10 protein-coding genes are annotated in these 14,241 nt (G+C 62.0%); 7 read left to right on the top strand and 3 right to left on the bottom strand.

Features of this window, described 5'->3' with window-relative positions; translation table 11 throughout:
• The first annotated feature begins 82 nt into the window (after positions 1–82).
• From purD to NG895_RS16415, 3 genes are all read left to right on the top strand, one after another.
• Complete coding sequence (gene purD / locus NG895_RS16425) at positions 83–1,363, top strand: phosphoribosylamine--glycine ligase (RefSeq protein ID WP_252853611.1); 1,281 nt, start codon at positions 83–85, stop codon at positions 1,361–1,363.
• Complete coding sequence (locus tag NG895_RS30645; RefSeq protein ID WP_252853610.1) at positions 1,360–4,923, top strand: FtsX-like permease family protein; 3,564 nt, start codon at positions 1,360–1,362, stop codon at positions 4,921–4,923. Before purD ends, NG895_RS30645 begins: the two co-directional genes overlap by 4 nt.
• An 87-nt stretch (positions 4,924–5,010) precedes the next feature.
• Complete coding sequence (locus NG895_RS16415; RefSeq protein WP_252853609.1) at positions 5,011–6,093, top strand: hypothetical protein; 1,083 nt, start codon at positions 5,011–5,013, stop codon at positions 6,091–6,093.
• Positions 6,094–6,100: 7 nt separating this feature from the next.
• Here NG895_RS16415 and NG895_RS16410 read toward each other — a convergent pair whose 3' ends face one another.
• Both NG895_RS16410 and queC read right to left on the bottom strand, forming a co-directional pair.
• Entirely contained in the window at positions 6,101–6,787 is a 687-nt protein-coding gene (locus NG895_RS16410) for a 7-carboxy-7-deazaguanine synthase QueE (protein WP_252853608.1), read from the bottom strand.
• A gap of 64 nt (positions 6,788–6,851) precedes the next feature.
• The gene (queC, locus tag NG895_RS16405; RefSeq protein WP_252853607.1) at positions 6,852–7,559 is read right to left on the bottom strand and encodes a 7-cyano-7-deazaguanine synthase QueC; all 708 of its coding nucleotides are present in this window, start codon (positions 7,557–7,559) and stop codon (positions 6,852–6,854) included.
• 119 nt (positions 7,560–7,678) lie between these two features.
• Here queC and queF point away from each other — a divergent pair, with 119 nt between their 5' ends.
• The gene (gene queF / locus NG895_RS16400) at positions 7,679–8,035 is read left to right on the top strand and encodes a preQ(1) synthase (protein ID WP_252853606.1); all 357 of its coding nucleotides are present in this window, start codon (positions 7,679–7,681) and stop codon (positions 8,033–8,035) included.
• Positions 8,036–8,107: 72 nt separating this feature from the next.
• A complete protein-coding gene (locus tag NG895_RS16395; RefSeq protein ID WP_252853605.1) occupies positions 8,108–9,121 on the top strand; it encodes a sugar phosphate isomerase/epimerase family protein in 1,014 nt (337 codons plus the stop codon).
• A gap of 31 nt (positions 9,122–9,152) precedes the next feature.
• Here the strand turns inward: NG895_RS16395 and NG895_RS16390 are convergent, their stop codons facing one another.
• Positions 9,153–11,867 (bottom strand): FHA domain-containing protein, encoded by a 2,715-nt coding sequence (locus NG895_RS16390; RefSeq protein ID WP_252853604.1) that lies wholly within the window; start codon positions 11,865–11,867, stop codon positions 9,153–9,155.
• Positions 11,868–12,462: 595 nt separating this feature from the next.
• Here NG895_RS16390 and NG895_RS16385 point away from each other — a divergent pair.
• Positions 12,463–12,903, top strand: coding sequence for a TraR/DksA family transcriptional regulator (locus NG895_RS16385; protein WP_252853603.1), 441 nt, complete (start codon positions 12,463–12,465; stop codon positions 12,901–12,903).
• 185 nt (positions 12,904–13,088) lie between these two features.
• Positions 13,089–14,237: a S1C family serine protease gene (locus NG895_RS16380; RefSeq protein ID WP_252853602.1), complete on the top strand. Its 1,149-nt coding sequence runs from the start codon at positions 13,089–13,091 to the stop codon at positions 14,235–14,237.
• The last annotated feature ends 4 nt before the right edge of the window (positions 14,238–14,241 follow it).

Below are 14,241 nucleotides of genomic sequence, written 5' to 3'. Positions count from 1 at the left end.
GAGCGTGTGGGTTTCGACAAATCAGGGCAAGGCGTAGAATTTGGGTATCCTTTTATCCCACATCTATCCCTTTGGGGCTGTTATGAACGTTCTAGTCGTAGGCAATGGCGGCCGCGAGCACGCGCTGGCCTGGAAACTGGCCCAGAGTTCCCGCGTGAAAGACGTATTCGTTGCCCCCGGCAACGCCGGCACCGCTGCGGACGCCGTGAACGTTGACATTTCGGTTACCGACATCCCCGCCGTAGTGAAATTTGCCAAAGACAACGACGTCGGCCTGACCATCGTGGGGCCAGAGGCACCGTTGGTAGCCGGTATGGTCGATGCCCTGCAAGACGCTGGGCTTCGCGCGTTTGGCCCGTCGAAGGCGGCCGCGGAACTCGAAGGCAGCAAGGTGTTTTGCAAGAACTTGCTCCGCCACGCCGACGTGCCGAGTGCCGACTATCGGGTATTCCGCGATGCCGAGAGTGCCACGCACTACCTGACCGAACGCGACGACGATCCGGTAGTGGTGAAGGCCGATGGGCTGGCCGCTGGCAAGGGCGTAATCGTGTGCCGCAACCGCTCCGAAGCACTGATTGCCGTGGATCGAATTGCCGCCAGCAAAGAGTTTGGCGAGGCGGGCAACCGATTGGTCATCGAGGAGCGACTCGTTGGCCAGGAGGCGAGCGTGCTGGCCATTACCGACGGGCGAACGCTCATCACGCTACCCGCCGCACAGGATCACAAGCCCGCCTACGATGGAGACCAAGGACCCAACACCGGCGGCATGGGCGCCTACTGCCCCACGCCGCTGGTAACCGACGAAATGCTGGCCGGAGTGGAAGAGAGCGTGCTGGTGCCTACCATTCACCAGATGAAACGCAACCGGCGGCCTTTTCGCGGTGTGCTGTATGCCGGGCTGATGCTCACCAAGGGGGGCCCGAAGGTGCTGGAATACAACGTGCGGTTTGGCGACCCTGAGTGCCAGCCCCTGTTAATGCGGCTGAAGACGGACCTGCTGGACGTGCTCGATGCCGCTGTTGATGGAAGGCTGGATGAAGTGGGCCAATTGGAGTGGGACCCCCGCCCGGCGGTTTGTGTGGTGATGGCCAGCGAGGGCTATCCCGGCAGCTACGAGAAGGGCTACCCGATTCGGGGCCTGGACGAAGCGGCGCGGCTCGACGACGTGAAGGTGTTTCACGCGGGCACCTCGATCATCGATGGTCAGGTGGTCAACACCGGTGGCCGCGTGCTGGGCGTCACCGCCCTGGGCGATACGGTGGCCAAGGCTAAGCTGTTGGCCTACCAGGCCGTGAAGTGCATTCGTTGGGAAGGCGCCTGGTGCCGCAAAGATATCGCCGACAAAGCGATCACCGTGGCGTGATATCCCCCCACTCGGAGCCTTCAACTATCGACGCCTTCAGCTACATCGTTGCCAACCTCCGGCACCACTGGCGGATGCACCTGGCCGTGGCGGCGGCCGTTGCCGTGGCCACCGCCGTGCTGACTGGTGCATTGGTGGTGGGAGACTCGGTGCGGGGCAGTCTTCGCGACCTCTCGCTGCAGCGCCTGGGCCGCATCGACCAGGCACTCGCTGCGCCGCGGCTGTTTCGCACCGAACTGGCAGACGAACTGGCCGCAACCGATGGTTTCGACCAGCACTTCGCGTCCGCCCTGCCCGCCCTCATCCTGCGAGGCTCCGCCACGGCGGAGGTCGACGACAAACTGCGACGTGCCAGCGAACTCGACCTATACGGGGTGACCGAAGACTTCTGGGCCGTCGGCCAGGCCGATCCACGGACCGACCCCAAGGCCGAGGGCGTGTGGATTACCCGCCAGGTGGCCTACGACCTGGGCGTGGCCGCAGGCGACGAGATTTTGCTGCAACTGCCGCTGGTGTCCGACCTGCCGGCCGACAGTGCGCTGGGCGAGAAGGTCGACACGGTGGCCGGCCAGCGATATTCGGTGGCCGGTGTATTGCCCGATCGCGGACTCGCTCGATTCGAGCTGCGTCCGTCGCAACGTCCTCCGCGCGCGGTGTTCGCGCCGCTCGCGGAGCTTGCCAGTTCTATCGATCAGCCGGGCCGCGCCAACGCTATCCTGGTTACCAGCGACCAGATCCATCGCGCCACCGACGCCCCGGCGGGAGCGTGGCTGGCCGCTTACTTTGACCCGCAACTTGCCGACATGGGCCTGTCGGTCGAGCAGCACGATGTCGATGGCGCCTACGTGCAAATCTCGGCCGACGGTTTGGTGATTCCGCCAGAAGTTGTATTGGCCGCGCAACGGGAGTTCGCCGAGGAAACGCTGCAACCAATCACAACTTACTTGGCCAACACGCTGGAAGTGGGTGGCAAGAAGGTGCCCTACTCCACCGTGGCGGGCGTCTACTCCACCAGTAAACTTGGGCCGCTGCGGGGCGAACGCGGCGCGCCGATTGAGCTTGCCGATGGGGAGATTGTGCTCAATCGCTGGGCGGCGGATCAACTCGGCGCCAAGGTCGATGACGAAGTCGAAACCAAGGTCATCTTGCGCTACTACGAACCCGAGAGCACCCATGGCGAGTTGCGAGAGCACGAGCCACCGCTGGAGCTAACGCTGGCGGCCATCGTCGATCTGAAAAAGCCAGATGGTTCGCCAACCGCCGCGGCAGATCCCAACTTGACGCCCCAACTTGAAGGCGTGACCGATCAAGAGTCGATCGAATTGTGGGAGTTGCCGTTCGATCTGGTCGAGCCCATCGACTCCGAGGACGAAGACTACTGGGACGAGTACAGCACCACGCCTAAGGCGTTCGTATCGTTCCGCCTGGCGAGTCACACCTGGAGCACCCGTTGGGGCAGCGTCAGTTTGCTGCGTACGCCAGTCACCGAGTCGGTTACTGCTGACACGGTCGCCGAGCGACTGCGGGCGGCGCTCGACCCCGCGTCACTGGGGTTTGCGTTTATGCCGGTCAAAGCCCAGGGGCTGGCCGCTGCCAGTGGCACCACGCCGTTTGATGGATTGTTCCTCGGCTTCAGCATGTTTCTGATTGCCTCGGCCATCATGCTGTTGGTGTTGCTGTTTCGCCTGGGGATCGAAAGCCGCGCTAGGGAAATTGGATTGCTGGCGGCCGTTGGTTTCGACGCCAGGCGTTCGCGACGGCTTCTGACCATCGAGGCGATGTGCGTCGCCGTGGCGGGGGCAGTCGTTGGCGTGCTCCTGGGCATTTTCTACGCCTGGGCGATGGTCACGGGGCTGAAAACGCTGTGGTTGGCTGCCATTTCCTCGCCGTTCCTGCAGGTGCACGTCGGCCCCTGGAGTCTCCCCGCGGGGTTCCTACTGGGACTATTCACCGCCTGGGCCACCACCTGGTGGACCCTACGCAGCGTACTGCGGCAGTCGCCGCGCGGATTGCTGGCCGGCGCTGTGGAAGATCGCCCGCAACTTTCTGGCCACGTTCGGCGACGCCACTGGCACCTCTCTGAACTAATGCTCGTCGGGGCAGCGGTGCTTGGCGTGTGGGGCACCACGATCAAGGGCGAGGCCCAAGCCGGCGCGTTTTTTGGTGTCGGTGCACTGCTGCTCGCTGGCCTGCTAGGGTTGCTGAAGCGGCATTGGCAGCGGGCGGCCGACAGTCGCCAGCGAGTGCGTCGTCTGTCGCTCGGTGGGCTGGCCCTGGCGAATCTCGCCCGCCGCCCTGGTCGCAGCACGCTGACCGTGGGGCTGGTGGCTGCCGCCAGTTTTCTGTTGCTGTCGATCAGTGCTTTCCATTTGGCGCCCACCGACGAGGGGACGGGTGGCTACACCTGGTACGCCACGGCCGATGTGCCGATTCACTACGACCTCGGCACCGAAGAGGGGCAGATTGAGCTGGCGTTCCGCGATGAAGAGATGGATCGTCTGGCGGGCTGCGAGATCGAGTCGCTCCGCCTGCACGGGGGTGAGGATGCCAGTTGCCTGAATCTATACCGCACCGCGCAGCCTCGCGTGGTGGGAGTGCGCGACAGCGACCGCGTCATGGGCGATTTTGCATGGAGTGCCAAACGCGACCCCGAGCGAGCTGTCCCGGACCTGAACGCCGATCTGGGGCAGGATGCCAACGGCCGAACGGTGGTGCCCGTGGTGCTCGACTTCGCAACGGCCATGTACAGCTTGCACCTGTCGGGCTCGCCGGGTGATCGACTTACCATACTCGACGGGGACGATCAGCCGGTAACGCTCGAAGTGGTGGGACTGCTACAGAACAGCATTTTGCAGGGCGACCTGATGATCAGCGACGCTAATTTCCGCCAGCTGTATCCCAGCGAATCGGGCTCGCAGCTATTCTTGATCAAAGAGCCAGAGTCACAACGTAAGTCCGCCCCGAATGAGAGCGTGCCAGAGAAATCGGCTCAAGGACCTGCAACAGACGCAACTGAACCTGCCTCGGAGCAAGATGGTTCTGTGGAGAGTGAAGAAAGTCCGGAAGAAACTGTTGAGCAGGAGTCTCTCGACGTGCTGCTCGAGAATCGGCTCGGCGACGATGGGTTGGCGGTCACATCGGCCGAGGAGCGGCTCGCTGGGTTCCTGGCGGTGCAGAACACTTACCTCTCGACGTTTCAGTCGCTCGGCGGCCTGGGGCTGCTCTTAGGCACGATTGGCTTGGCCATCGTGCAGCTTCGCAATGTGCTAGAACGCCGGGGCGAGTTAGCTCTGGTGCAGGCGGTCGGCTTTCCGCAGCGGCGCGTTGTCCTACTGGTGCTACTGGAAAATATGGCATTGCTGCTCATCGGATTGCTGCTGGGCGGCATTGCCGCAGCGCTGGCGCTGCTGCCGCAATTGCAGATGTACCAAACTGCCCTGCCCTGGCGGGAGATGCTGGGTTTGCTCGCCATCGTGCTCGTGGTGGGCGTGACCGCCACGTGGATCGCCACCCGCGGTGCGCTGCGGGAAGCCATCCTGCCTGCCCTGCGTGGGAATTAAGACACCGTGGTCGCTGAAGAGCGATTCCGCTAGAGTAGAGTCTCCCGCCAAGCCGCTGAACTCCCACCTAACCCCCGGCTAGTACCCATGCGCAGTATGCTGTTGGTCGTTGCTTCGTTTGCCACCACGATGATCTGCTGGGGTCTCTACGGGCCAGTGTTGCATTTCGGCCAGCACGACATGTTCACTGGCGGGGAAGATGCCCCCCTTCCGCACATTGCCCGCTGGCGTCCCTTCGTCTGCGTGGGGATGGCTTACTTTCTGATCGGTGTGATCGTGCCTGCCCTGATCCTGGTCCTCAAGGGCGAAAAGGGGCACTGGACCATGACCGGTGTCATCTGGAGCCTCGCAGGTGGTGCACTCGGTGCGCTCGGTGCCTTGGGCATCGTCCTGGCGTTCACCTTCGGGGGCAAGCCGCTGTACGTGATGCCCTTGGTGTTTGGCGGCGCGCCGGTAGTCAACTCGTTCCTCACCATTGTGTGGGCCGGGAAACTCAGAGACGTGGGCCCCGTATTCCTGGCCGGATTGATTATCGTACTGATTGGCGCCGTGACTGTGCTGCTCAGCAGCCCTTCGGCCACCGGTGGCAAAGTGGATCTGCTTTCGGTCAATTTCATATTCCAACTGCTCTCCATCGCCATGGTCATCTCCTGTTGGGGTTCGTATGGTCCCGTGCTCCACAAAGGGCAGGCAGCCATGGACCACAGTCGACTCAGGCCGCTATTGTGCGTGGGGCTCTCCTACTTTGCCATTGCCGTGGTAGTGCCAAACCTGCTGCTGGCGATGCCCGCCTTTGCCGAACCAAGCACTTACAACTTCTCCGGTACCACCTGGAGTATGGCCGCGGGCGCCGCGGGCGCGTTGGGTGCGTTGGGCATCATTATGGCCTTTAACTTCGGCGGCAAACCGGTTTTCGTGATGCCGCTGGTATTCGGCGGTGCACCGGTCGTGAACGTTCTGTTCGACACGTGGAACAAAGGCAAGTTCGACCAGCTGAACGCTTGGTTTCTTGCCGGATTGATTCTTGCCATTACCGGGTCGACCATGGTGCTGGTATTCGCGCCACGAGGCAAGCCGCCCGCCAAAAAGGTGGAAGTAAAGCCTGAACCTGAGCCCGAGCCGACCGGCCCCTCGCCCATGGCTGAGCAGCCCAGCCCGCTGACCGACTAGCACCGTTTCAGGTACCCCGCAACGCGCCATACCACTCGATCTGCTTGCGGGGGCAGAACACGTAGCCGTGCAGCAGACAGAAGGGCCGTAGCCATTCTTCCCGGCGCAGGAGATCGGGTTGCTCGACGCCCTGTGGCATCAGCAGCACCCGATCGGCTTCCACCGAGCCCAATTCCACCAGATACTGCTGCACTTCGGAGAGGTCGTCCGGCGTATCGACTACAAACTTCAATTGGTAGACGTGCTGGTCGATCAGTTCCCGCACGATGTCGGGGCGATGACGCGTCTCGTTATGCCGGTGGTGCCAACGATGGTGTGCCTGGCGGTCGGGCGCGGAGCTGGCAAACTTGGGGCTCACCGACATCAGGTCGCACTCCAGCGGCAGAAACAGCGTGCCGGCCGTTTCGATGGTGACGTGTCGCCCCTGCCGCCGAAGTTCTTCGCACAGGGGAATCAACTCAGCGAACAACATGGGCTCGCCCCCGGTGATCACCACGTGGCGGCAGTCCCATTCGTCCACTTGGGCCATGATCTCGTCGACGCCCAAGTCGATGCCCTCGGGTTTCCACGAGGCGAACGGCGTGTCGCAGTACCAGCAACGCAGATTGCAACCACTGGCGCGGATGAACACACTCGGCGTACCTGTGAGCAATCCTTCGCCCTGCGTCGATTTGTAGATTTCCGCTATCCGCATTTACTTCAACTGTCTGGAGAGAGCCTGTATCCGAGGCTCCGTGCCTGGCTGCCTGGGAAACCGCCTAGGCCTGGTACGCGATTGGATCGACCAGACCTGCCGCGGCGAAGCCTTTCTTGCGCAGATGGCATGCATCGCACCGCCCGCATGCCACGCCTGCTTCGTTGGGACTGTAGCAGGTGTGGGTCAGACCATAGTCCACACCCAACCTGGTGCCGCACTCGATGATCTGGGCTTTTGTCCATTCTACTAAGGGCGTATGGATTGTGAAACGCAACGTCCCTTCGACGCCCGCTTTTGTGGCCAGATTCGCCAGTTGTTCGAACGCCGCGATGTACTCGGGGCGGCAGTCCGGGTAACCGCTGTAGTCCACCGCGTTGACGCCGATGAACAGGTCGGCCGCTCCCACCACTTCGGCATACCCCAGCGCCAGGGAGAGCATCACTGTATTGCGGGCCGGCACATACGTGATGGGGATTCCGGTGGCAATCGTTTCGTCATCGCGGTCGTGGGGTACCTCGATGTCGGCCGTCAGCGCGCTGCCCCCCAGGCGGTCGAGCGTGATGACGACCGTCTTGTGCTCCGTGATCCCCTGGGCCTCGGCCACACGGGCGGCGGCTTCCAGCTCGAAGCGATGCCGCTGGCCATAATCGACGCTCAAGGCGTAGACTTCGAAGCCCTGGTCCAGGGCCATCGCAGCGGTCGTGGCCGAGTCGAGCCCACCGGACAGCAGTACGACGGCCTTGGGTCTATCGCGTTTTATAGGAGTCATGGTCCTTAAAATCTGGGTCAAGTGACAGCCTGCAGCGATTAAACTCGACTCTGCGGCACCTTTCGCCACAGGGGCCATCATGCCAAAATGGCCACTCGCCCGATAGGAGGAAAGGTCCGATGTCTGAAAATCGTCAGCTACTCGAAACGTTCGAAAATCAGTTTCCCGACCGCGATTACAAGATCGAAATCGTGGCGCCGGAGTTCACGTCGGTTTGCCCCAAAACGGGCCAGCCCGACTACGGTACCATCACCATTTTGTACACGCCCGACAAAGTCTGCATCGAATTGAAGAGCCTGAAGATGTACCTGCAGAGCTTTCGCAATCAGGGCATCTACTACGAGCACGTGACCAACACCATGCTCGACGATCTGGCCACCGTGTCGAAGCCTCGTTGGATGAAAATCGAGGCGGCTTTCAACGCTCGTGGCGGTATTACTGAAACGGTAACTGCCCAGTATACGGCGGCGATGTAGGCCCCTTTCACCTCTCTTCCTTATCAAAGCGGCCGCGCTGGCGTGTCGACTCGCAACCCCCAATAGGAATCAATGTCCGATCAACCTCGCGTAATACTCTCCGGCTTTGCTGACGAAGCGGCCAATCACAAAACGGCTATGGAGCAGTTCGCGGCCTTTGCGGCCATCGGTCTGGAGTATTACAGCCTGCGTTTTGTCGACGTTGGCAGCGGCATCAAGAATGTGATGCAGCTCACCAAGAGCGAGATTACCAAGCTCCGTCACCTGGAAGATGAGTATGGCATGAATGTCGCGTCGATCGGCTCACCGATCGGCAAGGTGAAACTTCTCGATACGGACGACGGTACCAAGAACCGCTACGTGCCCTTCAAGAGGTACATGAAGAGCGAAGTAAAGAAAGCGTGCGACCTGGCCCACGCATTCGAGACCAAGTTGATTCGGGGCTTCAGCTTCTATCATCCCAAGGGTACCGATCCTCGCGAGCACCTGAATCAGGCGGCCGACCAATTGGGCGAGATCGCCGAGTTGTGCCATCGTAGCGACCTGACGTTCGGCCTGGAGGTCGAAGCTAACCTGATTGGTCAGACGGGTGAGCTGCTGGCCGAGCTGCACCGCAAGGTGAACCACCCGGCGATGGTCACCATCTTCGACGGCGGCAACCTGGTGAGCCAGGGTATGAGCACCGACGAGGTGTTCCAGGAGTACCTGGCCATGAAGCCGAGCCTGGGCTGGATGCACATCAAGGACTATCGTGATCCTTCGCTGACTGGCAAGGCGGACCATGTGGAAGAGGATAAACTGAAGAACTTTGTCCCCGCCGATATGGGCGACAGCGGCCACACCCGCATCCTGGAAGACTTCAAGGAGGTGCTGCCCAAGCTAACTCGTAAGCTCAAGCGACGGGGCATTCCAGGCGTATTTCTCGAACTCGAGCCGCATCTCAAAGGCGGTGGTCAGTTTGGTGGCTTCAGCGGCCCCGACGGGATGGGCGTCGCCCTCCGCGGCCTGCGGAGGGTGCTCGACTTCGTCGGGATCGAATACGACATTCGCGGCTGGGATGACGTGGTCGCCTCGCGAGGCTTCTAGAACGCCACACATTCCTCTAATCCGCGTAGCCCTAGCGTTTTTCGACGCCAGCGATGGGCAGAGACGCCGAGCTGTCGTCTCGAACTACGGGCACGACTTTCGGCTCAGAGGGTGCCGACACCGAACGCGCGGTTCTCAGCGCCCAGAAGGCCGAAGCAGCCAGGGCGCCGGCCCCGCAGAACAGTTGCATGCCGAGCTGTCCCCCCGCTTCCCACAGCAGGTATCCGCCGCCGAGGGCTCCCGTAACACACATCAGCAAATTGGACAGGGCCATTTCTCGATAGCGACGCGCGTTTGCGATCTTGATCGCCTCGCGTGCTGAGCTGTTCGCCAAATCGCGTAGCGTGGACATGTCGGCCGACTGCTCAGGGATAGCGGTGGTCTTGATTTCCTCGAGGTTCTCCAACATCTCTTTAGGGGGAGCGGGAGTCGTCTCCTCGCCGCCAAGCGATTCGGTCGTAGACTTGGGCCGCGCCAGGATCGACTCGGTCGACTCGGGAAACGGCCCCGTTGCGGTGGTATCGGCCGATTTGGACGGTGTGGCGGAGAGCTGTCCGGTCGTCGCTTTGGCCGGCTTTTCGACCAGTGTTTCGGTGGGCACTGCAGCCGCCACCGGGGAGGGAGACGATTCGCCTCGCAGCCGGGCCATCATTTTGGCCATGTAATCTTCGATCGACTCTTCGCCCTCCTCCGCTACGGCGGGCGACTCGGCTTGGGGCGGCTCGATAACTGGTTCCGTAGCCAGTGGCTCGCAGGCGGGGAGTTCGGTCTCTGAGCCACCTTCATCCAGCAGGTGCCGGAATCGCTCGACGTAGGAAACGGGCTCTTCTGGCTCCTTGATCGACTCGGCAGGCGGGTCGAACGCCGTGGTGGGCAACACTGGCTCAAGCTCCGTAGCGTCGGCTTCTTCCAGGGCCGGCTCCTCTAACTCATCCACGGTCGCTTCTGCCCACTGGTCGTCACTGGTCGACTCGGCGTCCGCGGCATCGGAGTCATCGGCGACGGGCTCGAGTGTATGATCCGGCAGGCTGCTTTCTTGCTCTGGGCCTTCCTGCTCCTCGGGGGATGTTTCCCCCGATGAAGCGAGGTCTGCCGCGTCGTCAACGGAGTGTTTGACCTCGTAGTGCAGCTTTTCTGATGCCGCTGCGCGGAGCGAGGACAAACGTCCCCAGACGTCACCCTCATCGGGTTCGCTTTTCTCCTCTTCCTCGATAGAGGAAAGCAGCGACTCTTGCGGCTTGGGCGAGGTGGCTACGGCCGCCAGGCCTGCGAACGGGTCGTCGGCCGCCGCGACTGCCCCGTCGGCACTGGTCTCCGACAGGGTGGGCTCGACTGCGTGGGGCTCTGCAGTGCCGGCCTCCGGCAGCTCTTCAGTGGTCGCCAGAGCCTCGGGCAGCTGACGTTCCACGTCCCACAGATCGTCCGTGTTGGGCAATGGCTCCGGTGTGGGGGTTGGGCTGCACCAATCGTCAATGTTGTCCCGTGCGGAGCTCGACTGCACCGTGTTCCACAGGTCGTCAGCTGGCTCGCTGCTATCGATGGGCAGATCGTCTGCAGCCGGCTCGTCAGTCGTGGCCACCTCCGGTTCCATCGCCTCGGACGACAGTTGTTCGAGTTGTTGCAACAGGACGGCTGGCTCTGGTGTGTCGGTCGCGATGCCCCACTCGGCGAGCTCCTCGCCCGCGCCACTGTCTTCAGGCGTTGCCGGACTCTCCTGAGAGCCCGTCTCTGGCAACGTTACTAGCTCCTGATCTTCGTCGACCTCGCCAGCGGGCGACGTTTCGGCGGTCTCTTCCTGCACGTCTTCCTGGGATGGCTCTAAGACTTCGAGTGCCAGGTCCCCGTCGGTATCGGCCTCCGCGGCGGCGGAAGCTGCCGGCGATTCCTGGCTGTCGGGCGTCTGCTGCCGCCGTTCGAGTTCTTCTCGTAGATCACCAACCAAGACGTCTCGCTCGACGATCTGCTGCTCGAGGTCGGCCTGGCGGCGTTCGAGCTCCGCTACTCGGTCGTCTTCGGCGGTGGAGCGAGCGGTGAGTTCCTCGCGCAACTGCAGCAGGTCCTTGGCCAATGCGCCAAGTTGGGTCCGCAGGTCGTCCCGCTCGCCGACAAGTTGCTCGCGTTCGGCTTCGACCTCTGTCAACCGTGCTTGCAGGGCGGCAAGCTCTACCGCTAGCTGCTGATTCTCCGTGCGTTGCCGGCGTGCCAAGCGAGCCAGCGCTCGGGCCCTGCTGCGACTTGTTCGAACTGGCTCTTGCAGGGGCCCGGCTTCGTCCGGGGCTTCGTCGGTCGCCTCGCTGCTGTCCTCGGCGGTCGATTCCAGCGACGGTTCTTGCGCTGACAAAGTCGATTGCGGTGGACAATCGACAGAGTTTAAGGCAGTTCGTGGTACGGTGGGCACCACGGCCGTCGAGTCGAGCTCGCCGGTCGAGGGCTGCTCGAGGAAGAACTCCACGGGACCAATCGACAGCTGGTCGCCCAGCGTCAAAGGGGCCTCGGAGAAGGGCTCGCCGTTCAGCAGCGTCCCATCCGACCAGCGACGCACCATGGGGCCATCCGCCCCTGGCGTGATCAGGCAATGTAGGGGCCGAACGCCCGGGTCCGTGAGCCGCACCGTGCAGCTTTGGCCACTGCCGATGGTCACCTTGCCGTCCGTCAGGCGGACGATACAATCATCGTCGCCGCTACGGTGGAGCACCAACACAGCTTCGCGCGGAGTGGTCGAGGTTAGGACGGCGGCTTCGGTCATTGCTAGTGTTCTTTTGTCGTTTCCAAACGGCCCTGGTCACCTACTGCTTGCGAAAACCGGCAATTCGCGCTACGAGGGCGCGGTAAAAAGCGGTTGAATAGATGTAGCTTGCAGGTCGGGTGCGGTCAAAAACGCCAGCCGGCAATTCGAAGTTCGGGAATCCGTTTGATCGGGCTCATTCGCTTACGCCAAATTTGCCGATTTGGCTGGAGGATCAGAATGGCGCTCGAATCGGTGGGGGGAATTGCCAAGGTGTCTCTTCCGAGCGGATACACGCCAGTTGCGGCCAACCGAGTGTCACGTTCGGCTAATTGGAAACCAAAAAGTAGGGAAATTCCGTACTTGCCGGTCACACCGCCTGAAGGGAGCTAAGGCAGAAAAACCGCTATCGCGCCAACCTTCTCCTTTCCACGTGCGTACTATAGTTACCGTAACGGCCGGGGGGTGGGGCGAACCCCATCCCAGCTGGCAGTTAACAACCACGTATTCCTGGCGGGCTTCGCCTGAACAGGACTTGAATTCAGGCGGAACAGCAGAGAGCCGGCCCAGGCCATTTCCGCGTGGCAGTTGGCCGGAGGCAACTAGGAGCACACCCATGGCACGTAAAGATTCCATCCAAAAGATGCGTGAGGTGCTGGTGAAACGCCGCGACGCATTGCGTAGAGCACTGGCCGGCGATTTGAGCTTACTGAAGCAACTTCGCGAGCAGTCTGGCAGCGACGTGGTGGATGCCGCTCTGGATGCCGCCCAGGACGAAATCAGTTCGCAATTGGCCGAAGTCGAATCTCGCGAGTTGGCCAACATCGAGCGGGCACTCGATAGCATGCGTCAGGGAACCTATGGCAATTGCGAGATTTGCAGTGCCAAGATCCCGTTGGCCCGTTTGCAGGCGTTGCCCTATGCCACGATGTGCATCGACTGCCAACGCGCGGCCGAGACCGGTCAGCTCGATTTGAGCGGAGACGCCAACTGGGGGCGAGTCGTCGACACCGGATTCACCGACGCAGACGTGTCGCTGACCGATTTGGAAATGTGATCGGCCCGCCATTGGCCCGCAGACTCCACGCGATCCATCGAAGCCGCCGGTCCTCAGCCGGGCGGCTTCTTTTTTTTCGCTCAGAGGCGGCAAACTGCCTTGAATTACTGGGCCGGCGCAGGGGATGAGTTATAATTTCCGAGAGTTTCCCCGTCGCTCCTCCTGACGCCTTTGCGAGGTCGTTTGTGCAAGGCTCTCCGCCCCTATCCTATCGCTTCCTCACTGCCCTGCTCTGCGCGGTCTGCCTGACCTGGTCGACGGGGGCCCAGGGGCAGATTGCTGCCCTGGATGGTCGTGCCGCGGCCAATGCTGCCAACGAGCGGGAACGGGACTACGATCAACTGGCCCGCGATGTCGACGCACTGGAGCGCGAACTCGGCATCATCAAGCGGGTTGTGAAGTTAGTGACCCCGGCTGTGGTGCACATCGAGGCGAGCCCCGTGCGAGGCTCAGGGCAGCGGTCCGATCTGCAAGAAGCCGGTTCTGGCGTAATCGTCAATATCAGCGGCAAGCCGTTTGTGCTGACCAACCGCCACGTGATCAAGCACTCGTCGGCTCCCTTTATTCGTGTTCAGTTCGCCGACGGCAATATCACCCGGCCCAATCGCATTTGGAGCGATCCACAGACGGATGTGGCCGTGCTGCGACTACCCGACACCAAACTACTGGCGGCCCGCCTGGGGAACAGCAATCGCTTGGAAATCGGCGAGCAGGTGCTGGCCGTGGGCAGTCCGTTTGGCCTTAGCCAGAGCGTCACGCGCGGCATTATCAGTGCCAAAGGGCGTTATAACCTCGATCTCGGCGACGGCGACGTTCGCTTGCAGAACTTCCTGCAAACCGACGCCGCGATTAATCCGGGCAACAGCGGCGGGCCACTGATCAACCTGCGTGGCGAAGTGGTCGGCATCAACACGGCCATTGCCAGCAACTCCGGTGGCAACGAAGGCATCGGCTTTTCGATTCCCATCAACGCCGTGATTCGCATTGCCAAGGACCTGACGACCGTGGGCCACGTGAACCGTGGCTTCCTGGGCGTGACGCTCGATTCGTTGTTCGACGACCGCCGAGCCCGCTCTTTGGGACTCCCCAGTTTGTCCGGCACTCGTGTGAAGTCGGTCGAGCCAGGTTCGCCCGCGGACCGTGCCAGCTTGAAGCCCGACGACGTGATCCTGCTGTTCGATGGCATCCGTGTCTCGGACATGGACCACCTGATCAGCCTGGTAGGCCTCACCGAAATTGGCCGCGATATTCCCCTGGTGGTCTACCGCGACCGCCGGGCGATCGAACTCGACGTGAAGATCGGCGACGCCCCTGAGGAAGACGCCCTGAACTGATCGT

The sequence above is a fragment of the Aeoliella straminimaris genome (genome assembly GCF_024054565.1).
GTDB lineage: Bacteria > Planctomycetota > Planctomycetia > Pirellulales > Lacipirellulaceae > Aeoliella > Aeoliella straminimaris.
The sequence above is the reverse complement of the archived record's forward strand: the minus strand, read 5'-3'. Positions and strand labels throughout refer to the sequence as shown.

Coding starts and splice junctions, on each gene's coding strand:
- queF (WP_252853606.1), top strand. CDS start 7,679: ATGTCTGAAAATCGTCAGCTACTCGAAACGTTCGAAAATCAGTTTCCC.
- NG895_RS16390 (WP_252853604.1), bottom strand. CDS start 11,867: ATGACCGAAGCCGCCGTCCTAACCTCGACCACTCCGCGCGAAGCTGTG.
- NG895_RS16415 (WP_252853609.1), top strand. CDS start 5,011: ATGCGCAGTATGCTGTTGGTCGTTGCTTCGTTTGCCACCACGATGATC.
- NG895_RS16385 (WP_252853603.1), top strand. CDS start 12,463: ATGGCACGTAAAGATTCCATCCAAAAGATGCGTGAGGTGCTGGTGAAA.
- purD (WP_252853611.1), top strand. CDS start 83: ATGAACGTTCTAGTCGTAGGCAATGGCGGCCGCGAGCACGCGCTGGCC.
- NG895_RS16395 (WP_252853605.1), top strand. CDS start 8,108: ATGTCCGATCAACCTCGCGTAATACTCTCCGGCTTTGCTGACGAAGCG.
- NG895_RS16410 (WP_252853608.1), bottom strand. CDS start 6,787: ATGCGGATAGCGGAAATCTACAAATCGACGCAGGGCGAAGGATTGCTC.
- queC (WP_252853607.1), bottom strand. CDS start 7,559: ATGACTCCTATAAAACGCGATAGACCCAAGGCCGTCGTACTGCTGTCC.